Source organism: Bradyrhizobium agreste (assembly GCF_016031625.1).
Taxonomy (GTDB): domain Bacteria; phylum Pseudomonadota; class Alphaproteobacteria; order Rhizobiales; family Xanthobacteraceae; genus Bradyrhizobium; species Bradyrhizobium agreste.
Window position 1 is genome coordinate 93,196 of record NZ_JACCHP010000016.1, and the last position, 17,234, is coordinate 110,429.

The following is a 17,234-nucleotide window of genomic DNA, read 5'->3' on the forward strand; positions in this document are numbered from 1 at the left end:
GAAGTGGGATACTGGACCATCACTGAGGAGGGACGGAATTTCCTTGACGCCCTCGAGAAGCTCGATCGATGTGTGACGCAAAGCCAGCCCGCGGCACAGGCCAAGGAGCCAGCTGGCGCTGAGCGATCGCCATTGCCGGCTGCGCCCCCACGACCAATCGCCCGCAGGAACCGTCCTCGGCGAAAGCGATTGTGGACGCGTGAGGGGCGCTCAGCGTGAGATGTACCTATCGCGCGGACGTCCTTACGGTCAGGCACCCCTTCGATGAGATCGCGCACGTTCAGTTTGGAGATATGCAATGGCAATGGGGACTGTGAAGTGGTTCAACGCGGCCAAGGGTTACGGCTTCATCCAGCCGGAAGACGGAGGAGCTGACGTCTTCGTTCACATCAGCGCGGTCGAGAAGGCCGGCTACACCAATCTCGCGGAAGGCCTTCGGGTCAGCTATGAGCTGATGGCAGATCGTTCGGGCAAGATGAGCGCCGAAAATCTGCGCATCAGCTGATCGACTTGCCCTGAGGAACCGGCCGGGTTCTTTAGCGTTCTGAAGTCGCTTCTGGGTTGCGCGGGAAGCTTCGACACGGCTTCAGCACATCCCCCGGTGCCGCTGCGGGCGTTTCCTGTCCGACGATCAGTCGCTGTCGTCCGTATTGGAGCGCCGTGCAAGCGCCTATCGGGACGCATTCTCAAACAGACATTCCAGCGAGGGAACGCGACAAATCTCTCGGCTGCTTCAACGCGTTCAAACAAACGCGATGCCGGGCCGCTTGCAGTCGACTCCGCTGGGCCGTGCGCCAGCCCGCGGTGACAGGAAATGAGCCGATCCACCTCAGTGTCCTCAATTTGTACCTTGAGGATCCTGATCTCGGCTTTCGCACTGGAGAGAGCACAGCAATCGGGCGATCCCCACTCGAGTCGCGGACCGGGTGGAATTGCCGCTCCAATTAATAAGCCCTTTGAGTTCCGTTCCAGTAGGCCCCCTGGTCCGTTTTCAATCAACATTCAATAGTTGCGGCCTGCAATCCATAAACTGGCGCACTCGATCTCCTAAGTGCCTTCGGTTTCTCGCCGTTCAGATTGAGGCCTTTATCTGCGCAAAAGGACCGGGCGTGCCCCCTCTAACCAAAAGTTGCCATACATGTAGGAGGCCCTCGGCGGGCATGCCGAAGGCCTCCTTGGAGGTTAACGTGGATCCATAGAGCCCTTTCTTTTCTCCTTATCGCTGGTGTTTGGCAGAGACTCACCAGTTGCGCTGAGCTCGGAGCAGCAGTGTCAGCGTGCTCTGATCCTTCAACTCGTAGGTCGCAGCTGGTTTGGCGACAGCCGAAAGCAGCGGTAATGTTACCGTGCTTCCGCTCGCGTATTTTTGGTCGAGCATGGTGTAGGCGAGGTCGGCCGTAAAGGTCAGATTCCTGATCGGGGTCCAGCGCGTGACGAGGCCAACAACCCCGTAATTGAAGTCGGGATTACAGCCAGCCATGCCGCTCGAAAGCGCAAGCCCCGCAACGAACGCACCGCAGATATAGCCCTTGGCAGTGCTTCCATGCCGAACAGCGGCCCACGCGCCATAAACGGCCGTATTCCACTGTGGATCCCAATTATGGGTGTAGCCACCACGAAAGCCGTAGGTCGTGGTCAACTCCTGACTCGCGCCCGCAACGAACACGGAATCGGACAGACCGGCCAGGCCGACGCTCTGGTAGCCGCTAGCCAGGCCCGTACCGCCGTACATCGCGTAGGTGGTCGCCATGAGGTCATTGAAGTTGTAGCGGGTCGCACCATTCGTATAGGCGGCCGACAGGTTGATAGTGTCACCTATCCCTGTCGGGATGTTTTTGAGTGATAAGGCCAACTGAGCAGCCCAGCCCCATTTGTCGCTTGGATGGCCGGTGGTTTCGTCAACGCCGTAATAGGCCGCATGGTTATTATGCGCAGCAAGTGACGCCTGAAAGAGGCCCCAGGCCTGATCGATGCGGGCCATCGCGATAAGGTCAGGCGAGCGCGAAGCGCCGATGTCGTTGGTGCCGTACGCCCCCGTCGCGAGGCCGGCAGCCGTGGCGCCGCTCACGTTCCAGATATTGGTTGTACCATAAACGACTTGATCCTGGGCCGAGAGCGACGCTGTGATGCCTTGGCCGAAGTCGGCAGTATAGGTCAATTGGTTCACGCCAGTGACCCAGCCGCCGCCACCGGGAAGATCGTCATATTCGCTCGCCGGATAGTTGGTCCAAGGCGCGGAGAACTGCGAGACCGCCTTTCCCACAGTAAAGCCGGCGAACTGGATAAATGCGGAGTAGACGCCGAGCGATCCCTGTGCGATCGCTCCACTGCCCTGCCCTCCGGACACAGCAGCGTTATACATGGTTGCGCCTCCACCGTCGCCTGTACCGGCACCGATATAGCCACCCGAGGTCCAGCTGAACACGCCTTGAAAGAAGGTGCGAACCGCACCGTACTCGGTCGCAGTGCGCGTGTCGATACTCAAGCCCTCCCGCGACCGCCAGGTGTAGGAATTGCTCAGGCGATTTCGAGCTCCCGCAACACCATTCGCTGCGGGGTCAAAATCGCTGTTGCTGTTCAACACTAAGTCAGCGCGTAGGTAACCACCCAGCTTGATGCACGTGTCCGTGCCGGGAATGTAGTAGAAGCCGGCGCCATATAGCGCGCAAACCCTCACGTACTCGATCGCTTTGGACTTGGCAGGAAGATCGGCTGCTTGTGCCGCTTCCAACGCGAATAAGCTTGCCGCGGACGCCAGTACGAGCCGTTTGATCGTTTGATGTGGAGAGCTCAAATTTGAGAATGTCATTGCCCTATCCTCTTGGTCAGAACTTGTGCGGGCGAGGCTGTATCGTCGTCACGCAAACCTTCGGTGACAGACATCAAATCGTGCGATGAGCCGTTCTGATTTAATGATGGCATTCAAAGAAAGCGCGACCGCCTCGAAAACAGGCGCAATATCGATCACGGCTCGATGCTCAAAGTGACCCAAGAAATTCCATTGAGAGCTTGACCGAGTTTTCTGGCTCCTCCCGTTGCATGTTCGTGATGCACCACCTCAGCAGATAGAATGTGGGCACACTGCATTTGCAGCTAAACAACTCAGCAGCCTTTGTCGCGTTTGCGCGGCTGCAGCGCCGGGATAGCTTGGTCAGAGCTAAGGTTGCGTTGGGCCGAGACTGAATGTGGACGCTATGGGGCGTGGGGCTTTATTACTGCGGGTCGCGCTGATTGCCAAAGGAAGGACCTTGAAGCAGAGTCGATCGTCGGTCAGGTGACGCAGACTTAGCGCCGCAGATGGCGGTCACCAGAAATCAGCTCATCAAAACACTCGGAAAGTCCGTAGAGCTCGACTCTTTCTGCCAGACCGACTTCCGGCCAACGCGACCTTTTGGTCGTTGACTAGCCAGGTCGTCCCCTCCGGCGTAGACTCAGTCAAACACCCACGCGCGAGACTCGATACGAATTCTACGCCGACCAGCAACACCGATCGTAGGTCGCGCCACAAACCTAGTGTCCTCGCTCGGGTCAACTTCCCGATCCCGCGGCCAGCGCGATCTGTATCCTCTGTCGATTTCCGATCAGAGAGAGAGAGAGAGAGAGAGAGAGAGAGAGAGAGAGAGAGAGAGAGAGAGAGAAGCTCCGCCAATTTTGACCTATCAACCGCGGATTCAAGATCAGGAATCCAAAGGTGATGCTCGCGCGGAGCGCCCCAGCGCCAGCTGCAGATATTGTCATTGAGCTCATCATCGAGCCCGCATGTAGCAAAACAGCAGACTATACCTGTTCTGAAGTTTCGCCTTCACGCCCAAGGTGATGGTGCGTGTACGTCAGCGCATGATTAGCTCATGCAGCCGATTGGTGATATCGTCACGCTCGCGGAGCGTTGGCACACAGCTTGATGTCTCAACTAGCAACAGCTCACATGCCCAGCTGGTCCATCAACTCAGCGGCTCGGGCCTCCCCTGCGGATGCTGGCTCCGGGCAACGAAGTGTTCTTCCCTATTCGAATGCGGCGGCCGCGGGATCCGTGCAGCTGGTCGAGAGGCAGGATGCCGCGGGGCTGACGGATCGACAGCAGGGTTCTGGAGGCCTCACGATAATGTCTTGTCGATCCGGTCGCGCAGCCAATCGCCGACGAGCGAAATTGACAAAGTCGTGAGCGAGATGACCAGCGAAGGGAGCACAAGGATCCAGGGAGCACGGGTCAGATAGTCACGTCCGTAGCCGACCATATTGCCAAGCGACGTAAGCGGCGGCTGCACTCCAAGTCCAAGAAAGCTAAGACCGCTCTCGAGCAGAATGATGTCCGGAAACGCGAGCGTCATGGTGACGATCAAGGTCGACGCGATGTTCGGCATGATGTGGCGCAGGTAGACGCGCCATGGCCTTGCGCCAAGCTGGCGTACGGCGATCACGTAGGCATGCTCGTTGGCACTCATCGCAAGCGCGCGGGTGACGCGGGCGTAGCGTTCCCATCCGTGCAGACCAATGAGCCCCACGAAGAGGAGCAGAGAGTTGCCGAAGAAGGCAAGCACTGCGAGTGCCAAAACGAGAAACGGCATGCTGGCCTGGAAATCAATACAACCGAGGATGATCTGCTCTACCCAGCCGCGGAAGTGAGCGGCCAGAATGCCAAGCGTGATGCCAAGGACAGCGCCGATCAACGTTGCCCCGAAGGCGATAAGTAGGCTAATGCGGATCGATATAGCCAGGCGCGACAGCACGTCCCGGCCGAGCTCATCCGAACCGAAGGGATGCGCGATGGTTCCTCCGAGGCCAAGAGGTGCAGCAAGGCGATGATGAAGGTCGAGGGCGGCATAGTCATAAGGGGCGAGGCGATCAGCAAAGATTGCGACAAGAAGCATGAGGCCTAGCCAGGCAACCGCTATCCCGATTGCGCGGTCGCGCCACCACCATAGCCTGTGCGTCCTCGAAGACGGCAGAACTTTTTCTGCGGAAATGCTCGACACTTATCGCCTCCCAGAGCGCAAGTCGCGCAAACGTGGATCGAGCATGCCATAGAGCAGATCGATCGTGACATTGGTGGTAATCATGGCGGCGGCTACGACGAGCATGATGCACTGGATGACAGCCAAATCACGACTCACAACTGAGACGACCAGGAGGCTGCCAATGCCTGGCCACGAAAAAACGCTTTCGACGAGCACCGTTCCCGCGATGAGATTGCCAACCATGAAGCCGACAATTGTCAGCACCGCTATGGCCGCGTTCGGCAGAGCATGGCCGGTCACGACGCGAGGCCAAGGCACACCCTTGGCGCTGGCCGCACGAATATAGGGCTGCCCAAGCACCTCGAGCATGGCGCTGCGGCTGAAACGCGCCAAAACGGCCGCGCCGCCCAGACCGAGCGTGATGACAGGCAGCACCAAATGCTGCCAACCGCCCGCGCCGCCTGAGGGGAACCAGGGAAGCTCGACTGCGAAAGCCAGTACGAACACGAGGCCAAGCACGAAAGATGGCACGGTGAAGCCTACCACCGCGACCATCATCACCAATCGATCCGCGATGCTATCTCGTTTTAGAGCCGCGTAGATGCCGGCCGGAATGCCGATCAACAGATTGAGGATCAGCGCCGGCGCAGTCAGCATCAGCGTGACAGGAATGCGCTCGGCGACGACGGCGATCGCGGAACGCCCATCACGCATCGATTGGCCGAGATCTCCATGAACGACCGCAAAGAGGTATCTGGCGTATTGCACCCAGAGTGGCGCATCGAGCCCCCAGGCCTTTCGGAAGGCCTCGACCGCTTCCGCCGGGGTTTCCGGCGAAAGCAACGCGCGGGCCGGATCGCCAGAGACGCGCAGGACCACGAATGCGAATGTGACCACAACTGCGATGGTCAGCAACGCGCGCGCCAAGCGGACAGCTATGAAGCGAACCATCATGCCTCCTTGTCGAGTTGAGCGCCATGATCGCCGACCAGATGGCAGGCGACGCGACGCCCATCAGGAGCGGATCTGAACTCTGGGGCGAACCGCGCGCAAAGTGGAAGCGCTACCGGGCAGCGAGGATGGAATGCGCAGCCGCCCGGTCGCGCAGCCGGATCGGGCGGATCTCCTTGCAGGATCGTGCGAGACCGATGTTTCCCCGGCCTGGGCACCGCGGAAACCAGCGCCCGCGAGTAAGGATGCAAAGGATCCAGAAGAACCGCCTCAGAGGCACCCTCCTCGACGATGGCGCCGAGATACATCACAGCGATCCGATCGCTAATCAGCCGAACTACTCGCAAATCATGGCTGATGAAGATCAGCGCCATGCGCCGCCGCTCCTGCAGGTCGCGTAGAAGATTGATCACTTGCGCCTGGATCGAGACGTCGAGCGCCGAGACTGGCTCGTCGCAGACAATGAGTTCTGGATCGGTCGCAAGCGCGCGAGCCAGGACGGCACGCTGGCGCTGGCCGCCTGAAAGCTCGTGCGGATAGCGCCGGAGGTGATCGGTCCTGAGCCCCACATCCGCGAGAAGCGCATTGACCCGCCCGTCTCGTTCCGACTTGCTGCCAAGCCGATGAATGTCGATTGGCTCGGCCATTTGCGCGCCGATCGTCAGGCGGGGATCGAGCGCAGCTAGCGGATCCTGAAACACCATTTGGATTCGCATCCTGAGCCGGCGCCATCGAATATCGCCCATAGCAGGCAAAGCTTCTCCGCCGAAGCTCACCGTGCCGACATCCGGTCGGTCCAGGCCGATCAGGAGCCGGCCCGTAGTGGACTTACCGCAACCGGATTCGCCAACAAGTCCGAGCGTTTCGCCGCGAGCCAGCCGCAGAGAGAGCCCATTGACTGCGTGGACCAGCGCTGGACGCTGGAAAAGGCCCTGTCGCAAGCGGTAACGGCGGACAAGCCCATCGGCTTGGAGGATCGGCGGAGCAGTCCCGGTCATGCAGCCGCGACCTCGCCCGCGGGCGGTTCGCTCGTGACATGCAAGCAGGCGGCCCTGTGTCTGATGTCGCCATCCACCGAGGCGAGCTCAATGGCCCATTCACTGCAGCGTCCGATGCGCCGATCGCAACGAGGGGCGAAAGGACAGCCTGGCGGAAAATCGGCTGCGTTTGGCACGACACCCGGAATGGCGAAGAGGCGTTGCCGCGGCGCATCCAGACTTGGAAGAGCCGCAATAAGCCCTGTCGTATATGGATGAGCGGAATGCTCAAAAAGACGGTCGGCGGGCAATTCTTCGACGATGCGTCCCCCATAAAGGACCATGACGCGTTCACAGATGTCGCTGACGACGCCGAGATCATGCGAGATCAGGACCAGCGCCATGCCTGTCTCGCGTTGGATCTGCCGCAGAAGCTCAAGGATCTGCGCTTGAATAGTGACATCCAAGGCGGTGGTAGGTTCATCAGCGATCAAGATATCGGGCTGCCCTGCGAGAGCCATGGCGATCATGACGCGCTGGTTCTGCCCGCCGGATAATTCGTGAGGATAGGCGCCAAGGCGGCGCACTGCATCGGGGATGCCGACCTGGTCGAGCAGACGTCGCGCTTCGGCAAGCGCCGTGCGGCGGTCCATGCTGCGATGGAGGCGAAGGGCTTCAGAGATCTGATCGCCCACCGTGCGCACAGGATTAAGCGCGCTCGCCGGGTCCTGGAAGATCATGGCGATCTGCCTGCCGCGCACCTTGTCGAGGCGAGAGGCTGGCGCATGGAGCAGCTCCTCTCCGGCCAGGCGTACGCTGCCCGTGATTTTAGCGCGCTGCGTCAGCAGTCCGAGCGCAGCGAGCCACGTCACGGATTTGCCGCAACCGCTTTCGCCGACCATGCCCAGCGACTCGCCACGCCGTAGAGTGAGATCGATTCCGCGCAGCGTCGGCACACCGTCGAACGCCACACGCAAACCTGCGATCTGAAGAAGCGCCTCCATGGAAGGTCCCTGCCCTTCCTGCATCATAGGGATTGCACCAGGTCGGTTGGAACGCCGCCATTGCCACGGCAGGAGAGACACGATGCTACAGCGGCATCCTGGGGTGGCAACTTCGCCGACATTCGGCGATCAGCGGCAAGCGTGCCTACCCAGCGGGACAATTGCGCGACATGTGTGCGCGCGCGCCTGGAACTGCTGGCATCGACAATGTCTGCAAAGGAGCAGGAATGATCCCCAAATGAGATCGTATCATGCGCCTCGGAACGACCGATGTTCGTGCAGCGTTCACACATGGGCCGGGCACCCCCGACAGTCTTGACCTCGCATCCGGTCTCAAGGCGCTCCGTCACCCGCCGGCGCGCTGTCAGATCGTCGGTGGCCAGGCTTCGATGAGTGCGGCGCAGCGTCAGCGCCTCCCAGGCGGCGCGGCGCTCCCGTCGGATCGTCCGCGAGACTTTGACCAGGATCGCAAGATCGCCAGCGCCAAGGTTGCCGTCAAACCCGGTCATCGCCAAGACCTCTGGCCGAGGGCTAGCTCCAAGGGCTGATTGATATCGGACAGTGGTCGATTCAAGGTGTGCCTCATCGCGATCAGGTCCGGATCAGAGCTCTGTTGAACGGGCCGAAATTGAGATCGAGCGTCAGCCCCGGCAGCCACGGCACGTCGCGACGCTTGCCATAGAACTGGCCAGACACGTGCAGGATCACGCAAGGCGGATCGATCTCGTTGATGATCTCGAGCATGCGACGGATGATCGGCCGGCGCTGTTCGCCCTGGATGGTGTCCTGGAGCTTGGCGCCGAGCGCGAAATATTCCTCGTTCCTCCAGATTCCAATTGACTTTGGCAGGGTGCCGCTCGGACCGTATTCACGCCAGGGATGGCCGAGGTGATCCAGAAAGAGTGCCGTATTGGATGTATCAAAGATGGCACGCACCGGCTGGCGCTGAATTTGCGCGAAGTTTTCCATCATCTGCAGTTTGACGTTCAGGCCAACCGCACGCCACATCTCGATCATGGTCTGCGCGCCAGAGACCTGATTTGGGTAGTAGTTGTTGAGCAGACGATAGGTAATCTGCTCTCCCTTGTAGCCCGCTTCGGCCAGCAGCTCCTTGGCTTTGTCGGGCTCATAGCCAAGCGAGGGGAACTCGTGGATGTAGCCTTCGCCGTAGCTCGGCAACTGGTAACCGTTCGGAATCGGGAGCCGGTCCTCCCACAAGCTCCGCACGATCAGCTTGCGGTCGAGCGCAAGGCTCATCGCACGGCGAACACGCGCATCCTTCAGAACGGGGTCGGTCTGATCGAAGACGAGCGAGCGGATATTCTGCACGGCACCACCCACGACCTCGAGATCTGCACGTTTCTGGATGCCCACGAACTGGTCCGGCGGAATGTCAGTGGCGATGTCGAGCTCGTTGGCGAGCAGGCCGTTCACGCGCGCGGAAAGTTCGGGAATGATGCGGTATTCGATGCCATCGAACGGCGGCCGCCCGCCCCAATACGCATCGTGGACGGTCAACGAGACACGAATATCCAGCTTGTGATCGACGAGCTTGTACGGACCGCTTCCGACGGGGGCTGTGGTCCAGCGCTCCCACGAGCCCGCCGCCACGAAGGCGCGCTGACTGACGATCTCCGATCCCCAAGCAGCCAGACGCTGCTCGAGGAGCGCGTCAGCGCCCTTTGCATGCACAATGACGGTGTAAGGATCGACAATTTCGACCTTCTCGAGCCGATCAAGTGATTGAAACGCCTCGGACATTCCGCTGCGTCCAGGACCCAGCAGATGGTCGGGACCAAGGCTAAAGGTAACATCTTCGGCCGTCAAAGGCGCTCCGTCGTGGAAAGTCACTCCCTTGCGCAAAAACAGCCGCAACGATTGCGCATTGATCCGCTCCCAACGCTCGGCCAAGCCGGGCCGTAGCGCCATGTCGTGGGCGTGGTCGAAGGTGATCAGCGTATCGAAAAGCTGCGGCATGATGCGGCGAATGGCAGTATCGGTCGCGATGACCGGGTCGAAGGATCGTGGAAATCCAGACATGCCGACCCGAAGGCGCCGACGCGTCAATGTCTTAGGCTCGCCCTCCGCAGCGCCCGCGCCTGTGCTGGCGAAGACGCTTGCGGCAACGGCGCCTACGATGGCTTGCCGTCGCGTCAGATCAATACGGGTCATCACCGCCTCCGGTTCACTTCCATTGATTACGAATGCCACAACCGTGAATTCTCAAGATTGGCACGGACTTTGGCAGACCACCCAAATTGGGCGCTTGTGTCATTCAGGCATATTCGCGAATGTGCGCGACCTTAAAAACCTGAACTGCTACGGCAGGATGACGTTCATCGAATAAGTCGATGTAAGCTTGCGAACAGGCGATGTCCCGCGATCCTGTCCGGCTAATGAAGAGGGAAAGCTGCGACGCAAAGCATTGCGCAAGCGGTCAACAGAGCCGCACGAAGAAGCGATACAATTATCGCAATCTTCGATTTTATCCAAAGCCGCGATCACCTGCTTGGTTTAGCCGTTCGCGTTCGGATAGATCCTCACGAAACTGCCCATTCGAACTCATAGGATATTGTGTCTTGTCTCTCGTTTCAGAACGGCTCAAGGACGTCCGCCCCTCTCATACCGAGTTCATGACGGCTCGCGCCGCCGAGCTGCGCGATCAGGGCGGCGATGTGATTACGCTCAGCCAGGGCGAGCCGGATTTCGACCCGCCGTCCGCTATCTGTGAAGCAGGCATCCGGGCAATCCGCGACTTGCAGACGAAATACAGGGCGATCGCCGGGATTAAGCCACTGCAGGAAGCTATTCGGAAGAGCCTGCGTCGCGATTATGGGCTTGGCTACGGTATTGTCCAGATCACGGTGGGCTGCGGCGCCAAGCAGGTTGTGTTCAACGTTCAACGCACTATCGTCAGCCTCGATCCGGGCGACGAGGTTGTGATCCCGACACCGTGCTGGCTCTCTTATCCCGACATGATAGCCCTAGCCGGCGGCAAGCCGCTGCTCGTCGCCTGCGACGAACTCCATGGCTTCAAGCTGCGCTCGGAGGCGCTGGAGAAGGCGATCACGCGCCGCACCAAATGGTTGATGTTGAATTCGCCATGCAAGCCGACCGGTCCGGTTTACAGCTGAACTGATTTGCTCGCCCTTCGAAGTGCTGCCGACGAACGCTCTGCGTGCGCACCTATTATGACGATCTTTTGGACGCCTCAATCGCGTCTAACAGGTTTTGATGACGATCGAGAAAGCCTGCAAACGCATCAACGATGAACTGACCGTCGGCGCGAGTCATTGGTGTCGAGAGCGCTGCGGAAGCACCATACGGCAGGATAATGCCATTGTCCGCGAAGAAGCGCGTAAGCTGCTTCATTAGCGTTGCACCAGCAGCCGTGGGATAGATATCGCGATAGTCATTCGGAGCTTGTGCGCGCGGATGAAGTCGAAAGAGGGAGGCCGCCCCAGTCACGCACAGCGGCGCATCCCAGATTGAGATGGCCCGCCCAATCCCGTCACGGACAAAATCCCCGAGTGTCTCGAGGTGTGCGAAAGCCACATGATCTAAATGCCTCATTGCGGCGAGCCCCGCAGTCATGGATAGAGGATTGGCTGAAAATGTACCGCCTTGCGGAAGAAGCGGCCGCCCCGCTGACCCATCAAAGACTTTCATCACATCCTCGCGGCCGCCGACAGCTCCGATGGGCAACCCGCCCCCAATGATTTTGCCCATCGTGACAAGGTCCGGAACTAGGCCGTAACGGGCGGATGCACCATGGAAACTCTGCCTAAGATTTAAAACCTCATCGGAAATCACCAGAATGCCGTTAGCGCGGGCTGCTTCCTGTACCGCAGCAATGAATTCGGGCTTCGGCGCAATGAGACCGCCCCGGCTCGGCATCGGATCCACAATGATGGCGGCGAGATCGGCAGCATGCAGCGACATCACCCGGCGTAAGCCTTCAACATCATTGAAGCGTAGCACAACAACTTCGTCGAGCACACTCGCGGGCATCCCACGATAAAACGCAGTAGACTTGGGTTCCATTGGATCGCCCCAATTGTCTGGTGTCGCCGCTTGACTGACCTCCACCCAGTCGTATGCCCCATGATAAGCGCCCTCGAGCTTGGCGATTTTTGAACGACCCGTGAAGGCCCGAGCAGCCTTAATCGCAAACAGCACGGCTTCCGTCCCCGTGTTGACGAACCGAACACGCTCAATCGCCGGAATGCGGCCGCAAAGTAGTTCGGCCAGCTCGATTTCGCTCTCTGTTGGATTTGCGAAGCAACTGCCGCGTTGGATTTGGCGGGTTAGCGCTTCCACCACAGGCGCGAACGCATGGCCATGGATCAACGTCGTGAAGTTGCAATTGAGGTCGACAAAGCGGCGGCCGTCGACATCGAAAAGATAGCTGCCGATTCCGCGATCGATATAAAGTGGAGTCGGATCCCGCTCAATAGTGACTCGTGACGTTCCATCGGGGAAAACCAGCGATGCCCGGTCAAAGTTGTCCTTAGACTTCTGCCCTACGCGCATGTCGACCGCCATATTAAAACCTGCGAGCTCCTGGTGCACCGTACCCTTATCGATTTTTTCGGGACTTGGGCTGAGTGGGTCCAGCTATATCTGCAACCCAGCAACCAGTTGGTGGCCTCGCGTATCGGCGCGCTATCGGGACACGGTGTTGTTCTAAAAGTAAATCGACCGCAAATACTTGGACCTGCAAGTTTGACCCGGAGCAAATTGGCTGCAACCTCGTGCCGATCCGTGACTTTTCGGCTGCGTTTTTCATCCGAGCTAAAAGGCCTTGTTGTAATGGCGCTAACCGGAGCGCTCGCGCATCTCCCAATGGCCGGATTGGCTCCTTCTGGGGATAGCAGAATTGTCACCTGCCGCGGCTCCGTCACAGGCAATGCCCGGCCTCTCCGATGTCGTGAATTGCAAATTGACGTACACACTAATTATGGATTGGGCCACTACCTACTCTGGCGAGAGAAGTGGCGCGCCTTTGGCTATTCGAGAAGCGCCACGTATTAGGCTCCAGCTTGCAAAAAAAAGCAAAGAGAGACCGGCGATTCGTCTCAATCCGTCAGAAGTCGATTAATTCGGACACGCAGCAATAGGCTTTCTTCCCGAAGCTCGGGTTGAGCTGGCTCGTTTGCTCATCAGACCAATCGCTAATGGTTGAAATCTAAGTCGAATAAGAGCTTTTGGGGCTTCAAATAGAGCGCTGCTGGGCGTCGGCGGAAGCTGCGGTGACCGCTATGTCACCGGCGAACCTGTGCTCCGCCTTAGAGTATTTCGCCAAGTCGAAAGAAACTCATCCAGTCATCACTGATAGCGCAGGCGGTTTCGGCTTGGCGCAGCCGCTCTGAACGCGGCTCCAGCGTATGACTCGGGCTCTTTATTTCGGGCCGCAGTTCGGTAGCATCAAGCGCCCAGCGGTCGATCCGCACCGCTAGGATCCCGTTTCGGTGCGATAGAGTTGAATTGTTGGTCCGACGCCGCGTACTTGGCTTTTGCGAGCTCTGCTTCCGATACCATCTCCGTGCCGATGACCCCCTCCCTGGCCAGATGCGCGATCTCGGCGCTGGAAAGCCCCAAAAACCCTGAGAGGATTTCATTGTTATGTTGTCCAAGGGTTGGTGCTGGCGTGCGGATCGCGAATGGTGCTTCACCTTCCCGAATCGGCATTGACGGCTGCGGATGCAAGCCAATGAAAGCGCGTTCGACCTCCTGCAGATACCCACGCGACCTGAGATGCGGGTCATTGAGCAGGTCGATCGGCAGGCGGGCCACGCCAGCAGCAACTTTTGCAAGCTGCAAGTCGGACATAGCCTGATCCGGATCGCGGGTGAGCGTCCAAGATTCGATGCTGCTCTCAATGACATCCTCGATGCCGCGGCGCTGTTCGGCAGAGCTGAGCGATGTGTCGATGGCCCAGTCGTACCGCCCAATAAGCGCGGCAAGTCTCTGCCACATGCTCGCGTCCGTCGCAGCTATCACAATCCAATTGTCCTCACCCGCACATCGGAAGCAGCCATGCGGAACGAATTGCGGATGTCGATTTCCGTATCTTACCGGCGGTGTACGGTCGATCGAATGAACAGTAATCCATGGTGCTGCAAAAGGCATCATGCATTCGATCTGGGCAAGATCAATGAACTGGCCCTGCCCGGTGCTACGGGCGTGAATGAGAGCCACCAGAACCGCAGCGCAGCCGTTCAACCCACCCACGGCATCTCCGAAGGCGATATGGCTCATCACCGGCGGCCCGTCGGCCTTTCCGGTCACACTCGGCAGCCCCGATCCCTGCTCGAGAGTAGAGCCGTAGGCGCGGCAATTGCGACGCACGCTGTTCGTGCCAAAGGCTGACATCGACATCATCACGAGGCGGGGGTTGAGCTTTCTGAGCACGTCATAGCCAAGACCGAGCTTCGGCAGCACGTCGGCTGAATAATTATCGACAACAACATCGGCTCCTGCGGCAAGCCGTTTTGCGAGCGTGAGGCCCTGTTGTCGCGTCAGGTCTAGCGTGATGCCACGCTTGTTGCGATTTGCCATGCAGAAGCGCGCCGTCTTCTCATACATGCGATCCTTGATGTAAGCAGGCCGTCGATCAACGCCGCGCCACCAGTCCGGATACTGGATAGCTTCTATCTTGATGACGTCAGCACCAAGATCGGCCAGCGTGCGCGTACACAACGGACCCGCCCACCCCATCGAGAAATCGATGACGCGAATTCCCCGCAGTGGAGGCTCGCCAGCATCAATGCGACCGGAAGAGGTCGATTTGGTGTCGCTGAGATGTCTACGCCTGCTCGAAATCGTCTGCTGCTCGCCAAGACGCGGAACCTTGCCGCCCCGGCGCGGCGGGGTCGACGTCAGCCTCTGCATTGAGCCGACGGTCAAGCCCTTTTCTTGGTCCAGCAGGACGGGTACAATTGCGCCGCGCCCTTTCATCTGCGCGTCCACCAGTAGATCGGATATTTCAGGTACGGGCACGATTGGGATCTTACGCTTCAATCCCTCGAGAAACCACTCCTGCGCAGTCCGCGTCTTTAGCCTCGGGATGAACTGTCGTTCGATCTGCTCCATGTACTGCAGACGATCCGCACCGAGGACCATAGCCGGATCGTCCCGCAGCTCGGAGAGGCTGAGCATATCGCAGAACGCGCGCCATTGTGCCGGCGTTATTGTTGTAATTCCGAGCCATCCCTTTTTGGTTTCGTAAATGCCGACCGGAAAGTTCGGCCAGAAGCGATTGATGCCAATGCGGCGCATGACGTCGCCGCGCTGGTAAGCCTCGAACATCTGATACTCACTGAGAGCAAGGCTCGATTCGAAAATACTGAGCGACCACGACCGGCCTCTCCCTGGGCCCCGCATTCCCGCAACCGCCGAAGAAGCCGCGGCAATGAAGCCCCACAGACCGGCTAAGATACCGCACTGGAAGTCTGGTGCGTGGAACGGCGGGCCCTCGGCCGGTCCCGCCAGCTTGATGAGGCCGGCGAGCGCCCGGATTGTCGAATCGGTTGCGGCGAATCTCGCATAGGGCCCCTCACGACCAAACCAGCTTGCTTCAACGTAGATCAGCCCGGGGCATCGCTGCCGGATCGCGGCAATATCGATGGCGGGGCAGTCTGCGGAATCAATATCGCGGCCATCGACCAAAACGTCGCAATCTTCGATCAACGCCGTTAGCTGTGCTACCGCGTTCGGGTCGGTTGCATCCAAGATAACGCTTGATTTGTTCAAGTTCAAGAATGCAAACCACCCGCTCTGACCATGGGGCGTAAGTGGCGCGCTGCGGCGAATCGGGTCTCCCGCTGGGCACTCGACCTTACGAACATTGGCGCCGAAATCGGAAAACAAGCGCGCGCAATAGCTCGCGGCGGCCGAGCTGCCGATCTCGAGAACGCGCAAATGCGATAACACCTCCATAGAGCGCTCCATCTTCCGTACCATCTAATGCTCCCTTGGGCACGCACGCCCACGTTATCGATAGGCGAACGCCGGCACCTTCTAACCGGCGTCGAGACACCTGTTCGCGATTGGCAGAAGTGGGGCGGCGCTGTTACCGAACGCATGCAGGTCTTGATCCACGGCCGGATCATCACAATGAAACCGCGATGCGGGCCGTGCCGTTGGCAGCGAGCGCGCAGCTAAGACTACGCCGACAAGCACGTTTGGATTCCGCCAATCCGAATGGGATCCAGCATCGCGTCGTCGGTGGACAGGAGCGACCGGGCCGGGCTTAGGCCGCGAATTCGCCGCCTGTAATATCGATGGTTGCACCTGTGATAAAGCCCGCCATCGGTGAGGCCAGGAAGGCTGCAACGTGCGCCACCTCTTCAGCAGTTCCAAATCGGCCAACCGGTATCCTGCTGAGAGCCGATCGGTTGACCAAAGCCTCGGCGGGCCCAGTTAGATCGCTGAGTACCCGCCCAGGGGCAATACAATTGACTGTAATGCCATGTGGAGCGAGATCCCGCGCAGCAGCGCGGGTCAATCCGACCAATCCCGCTTTGGACGCGGCATAGTGCGGTCCGGCGATCATCGGTACAGCGCGGCCCGCGAGCGATCCGATGTTGATGATGCGTCCACTGCCTTTCGCAATCATCGCTGGCGCCAAGAGCCGCATCAGCATGAATGGGCCGTTGAGATTCACATCGATTACTCGCGCCCATTCATCGAGCGAGGTCTGAGAAAGCCAAGGTGCATCCGGCTCCACGCGCTTGGGGGAGATGCCAGCATTGTTAACGAGAACCGCTATGTCGTCCCAACGCGCCCTAATGCTGTCGACAAATTCCTCCACCTCCTTGTGTCGCGTTACGTCAATCCTTTCGGCATAGAGCCGATCTTCCGCACAGCTTAGAAGAGCAACCGCCCGCTCCACATGTTCTGTTCTTGTCGCCACGAAAGCGACCTGATAGCCGTCATTGAGAAACCGGCGGACGATCTCCAATCCAATCCCGCGTGCCCCTCCGGTGACGAGAGCAACGCGCCTGTTGCCTTGGCCGCTGGCCTTTGCTGGTTTCAACATGATAGTAAAGGGATCGCAAACCACTTAGGGATCGAGTTTATAGCGCCTGGACGGGGCCGCGACTCAGGAGGAAGTAATGCCCCGACCGCAAACCGCAAATGAGGACTTGGCTTCCGAGCCCACTTGCGTCGTAGCGCTTTGCGTGCATGACTTTGACTCCGCAATAGTCCCACCTGGGAGAAGAGAACGTCATAAATTCGACAAGGCGTAGCTTGAGCATTCCAACCACAGCAGCGGTAGAGGCTTTCTCGATCTTTGATTGGTCTGCATGGAGGTGGCTGAGACCCGCGGCAAAATCGCATCG

Annotated in this window: 12 protein-coding genes; 2 read left to right on the forward strand and 10 right to left on the reverse strand. The window is 59.2% G+C overall.

Annotation, left to right across the window (positions count from 1 at the left end; translation table 11 throughout):
* Positions 1-298 precede the first annotated feature (298 nt).
* Positions 299-505: a cold-shock protein gene (locus HZZ13_RS23545; protein ID WP_091886187.1), complete on the forward strand. Its 207-nt coding sequence runs from the start codon at positions 299-301 to the stop codon at positions 503-505.
* Between the two features lie 735 nt (positions 506-1,240).
* Here the strand turns inward: HZZ13_RS23545 and HZZ13_RS23550 are convergent.
* From HZZ13_RS23550 to HZZ13_RS23580, 7 genes are all read right to left on the reverse strand, one after another.
* Positions 1,241-2,809: a porin gene (locus HZZ13_RS23550; RefSeq protein WP_197961896.1), complete on the reverse strand. Its 1,569-nt coding sequence runs from the start codon at positions 2,807-2,809 to the stop codon at positions 1,241-1,243.
* A 1,285-nt stretch (positions 2,810-4,094) separates the two neighbouring features.
* Entirely contained in the window at positions 4,095-4,868 is a 774-nt protein-coding gene (locus tag HZZ13_RS23555; RefSeq protein ID WP_512699607.1) for an ABC transporter permease, read from the reverse strand.
* A gap of 105 nt (positions 4,869-4,973) precedes the next feature.
* Positions 4,974-5,906 (reverse strand): ABC transporter permease, encoded by a 933-nt coding sequence (locus HZZ13_RS23560; RefSeq protein WP_197961913.1) that lies wholly within the window; start codon positions 5,904-5,906, stop codon positions 4,974-4,976.
* Complete coding sequence (locus HZZ13_RS23565) at positions 5,906-6,904, reverse strand: ABC transporter ATP-binding protein (protein ID WP_197961897.1); 999 nt, start codon at positions 6,902-6,904, stop codon at positions 5,906-5,908. Before HZZ13_RS23565 ends, HZZ13_RS23560 begins: the two co-directional genes overlap by 1 nt.
* The gene (locus HZZ13_RS23570) at positions 6,901-7,887 is read right to left on the reverse strand and encodes an ABC transporter ATP-binding protein (RefSeq protein ID WP_197961898.1); all 987 of its coding nucleotides are present in this window, start codon (positions 7,885-7,887) and stop codon (positions 6,901-6,903) included. The genes HZZ13_RS23565 and HZZ13_RS23570 overlap by 4 nt, the downstream gene beginning before the upstream one ends.
* Positions 7,888-7,910: 23 nt before the next feature.
* Positions 7,911-8,396, reverse strand: a complete 486-nt coding sequence (locus HZZ13_RS23575; RefSeq protein ID WP_197961899.1) for a hypothetical protein — start codon at positions 8,394-8,396, stop codon at positions 7,911-7,913.
* Between the two features lie 82 nt (positions 8,397-8,478).
* Positions 8,479-10,059: an ABC transporter substrate-binding protein gene (locus tag HZZ13_RS23580; RefSeq protein WP_197961900.1), complete on the reverse strand. Its 1,581-nt coding sequence runs from the start codon at positions 10,057-10,059 to the stop codon at positions 8,479-8,481.
* 407 nt (positions 10,060-10,466) lie between these two features.
* Here HZZ13_RS23580 and HZZ13_RS23585 point away from each other — a divergent pair, with 407 nt between their 5' ends.
* The gene (locus tag HZZ13_RS23585; RefSeq protein ID WP_246504536.1) at positions 10,467-11,021 is read left to right on the forward strand and encodes an aminotransferase class I/II-fold pyridoxal phosphate-dependent enzyme; all 555 of its coding nucleotides are present in this window, start codon (positions 10,467-10,469) and stop codon (positions 11,019-11,021) included.
* Positions 11,022-11,076: 55 nt separating this feature from the next.
* Here HZZ13_RS23585 and HZZ13_RS23590 read toward each other — a convergent pair whose 3' ends face one another.
* The 3 genes from HZZ13_RS23590 to HZZ13_RS23600 all read right to left on the reverse strand — a co-directional run bounded on the left by HZZ13_RS23590 (position 11,077) and on the right by HZZ13_RS23600 (position 16,930).
* Entirely contained in the window at positions 11,077-12,432 is a 1,356-nt protein-coding gene (locus HZZ13_RS23590) for an aspartate aminotransferase family protein (RefSeq protein ID WP_197961901.1), read from the reverse strand.
* An 882-nt stretch (positions 12,433-13,314) separates the two neighbouring features.
* Positions 13,315-15,852 carry a CaiB/BaiF CoA transferase family protein gene (locus HZZ13_RS23595; protein ID WP_246504537.1) on the reverse strand — a complete coding sequence of 846 codons (2,538 nt, stop codon included), beginning with the start codon at positions 15,850-15,852 and terminating at the stop codon, positions 13,315-13,317.
* A gap of 289 nt (positions 15,853-16,141) precedes the next feature.
* The gene (locus HZZ13_RS23600; protein ID WP_197961902.1) at positions 16,142-16,930 is read right to left on the reverse strand and encodes an SDR family NAD(P)-dependent oxidoreductase; all 789 of its coding nucleotides are present in this window, start codon (positions 16,928-16,930) and stop codon (positions 16,142-16,144) included.
* Between the last annotated feature and the right edge of the window lie 304 nt (positions 16,931-17,234).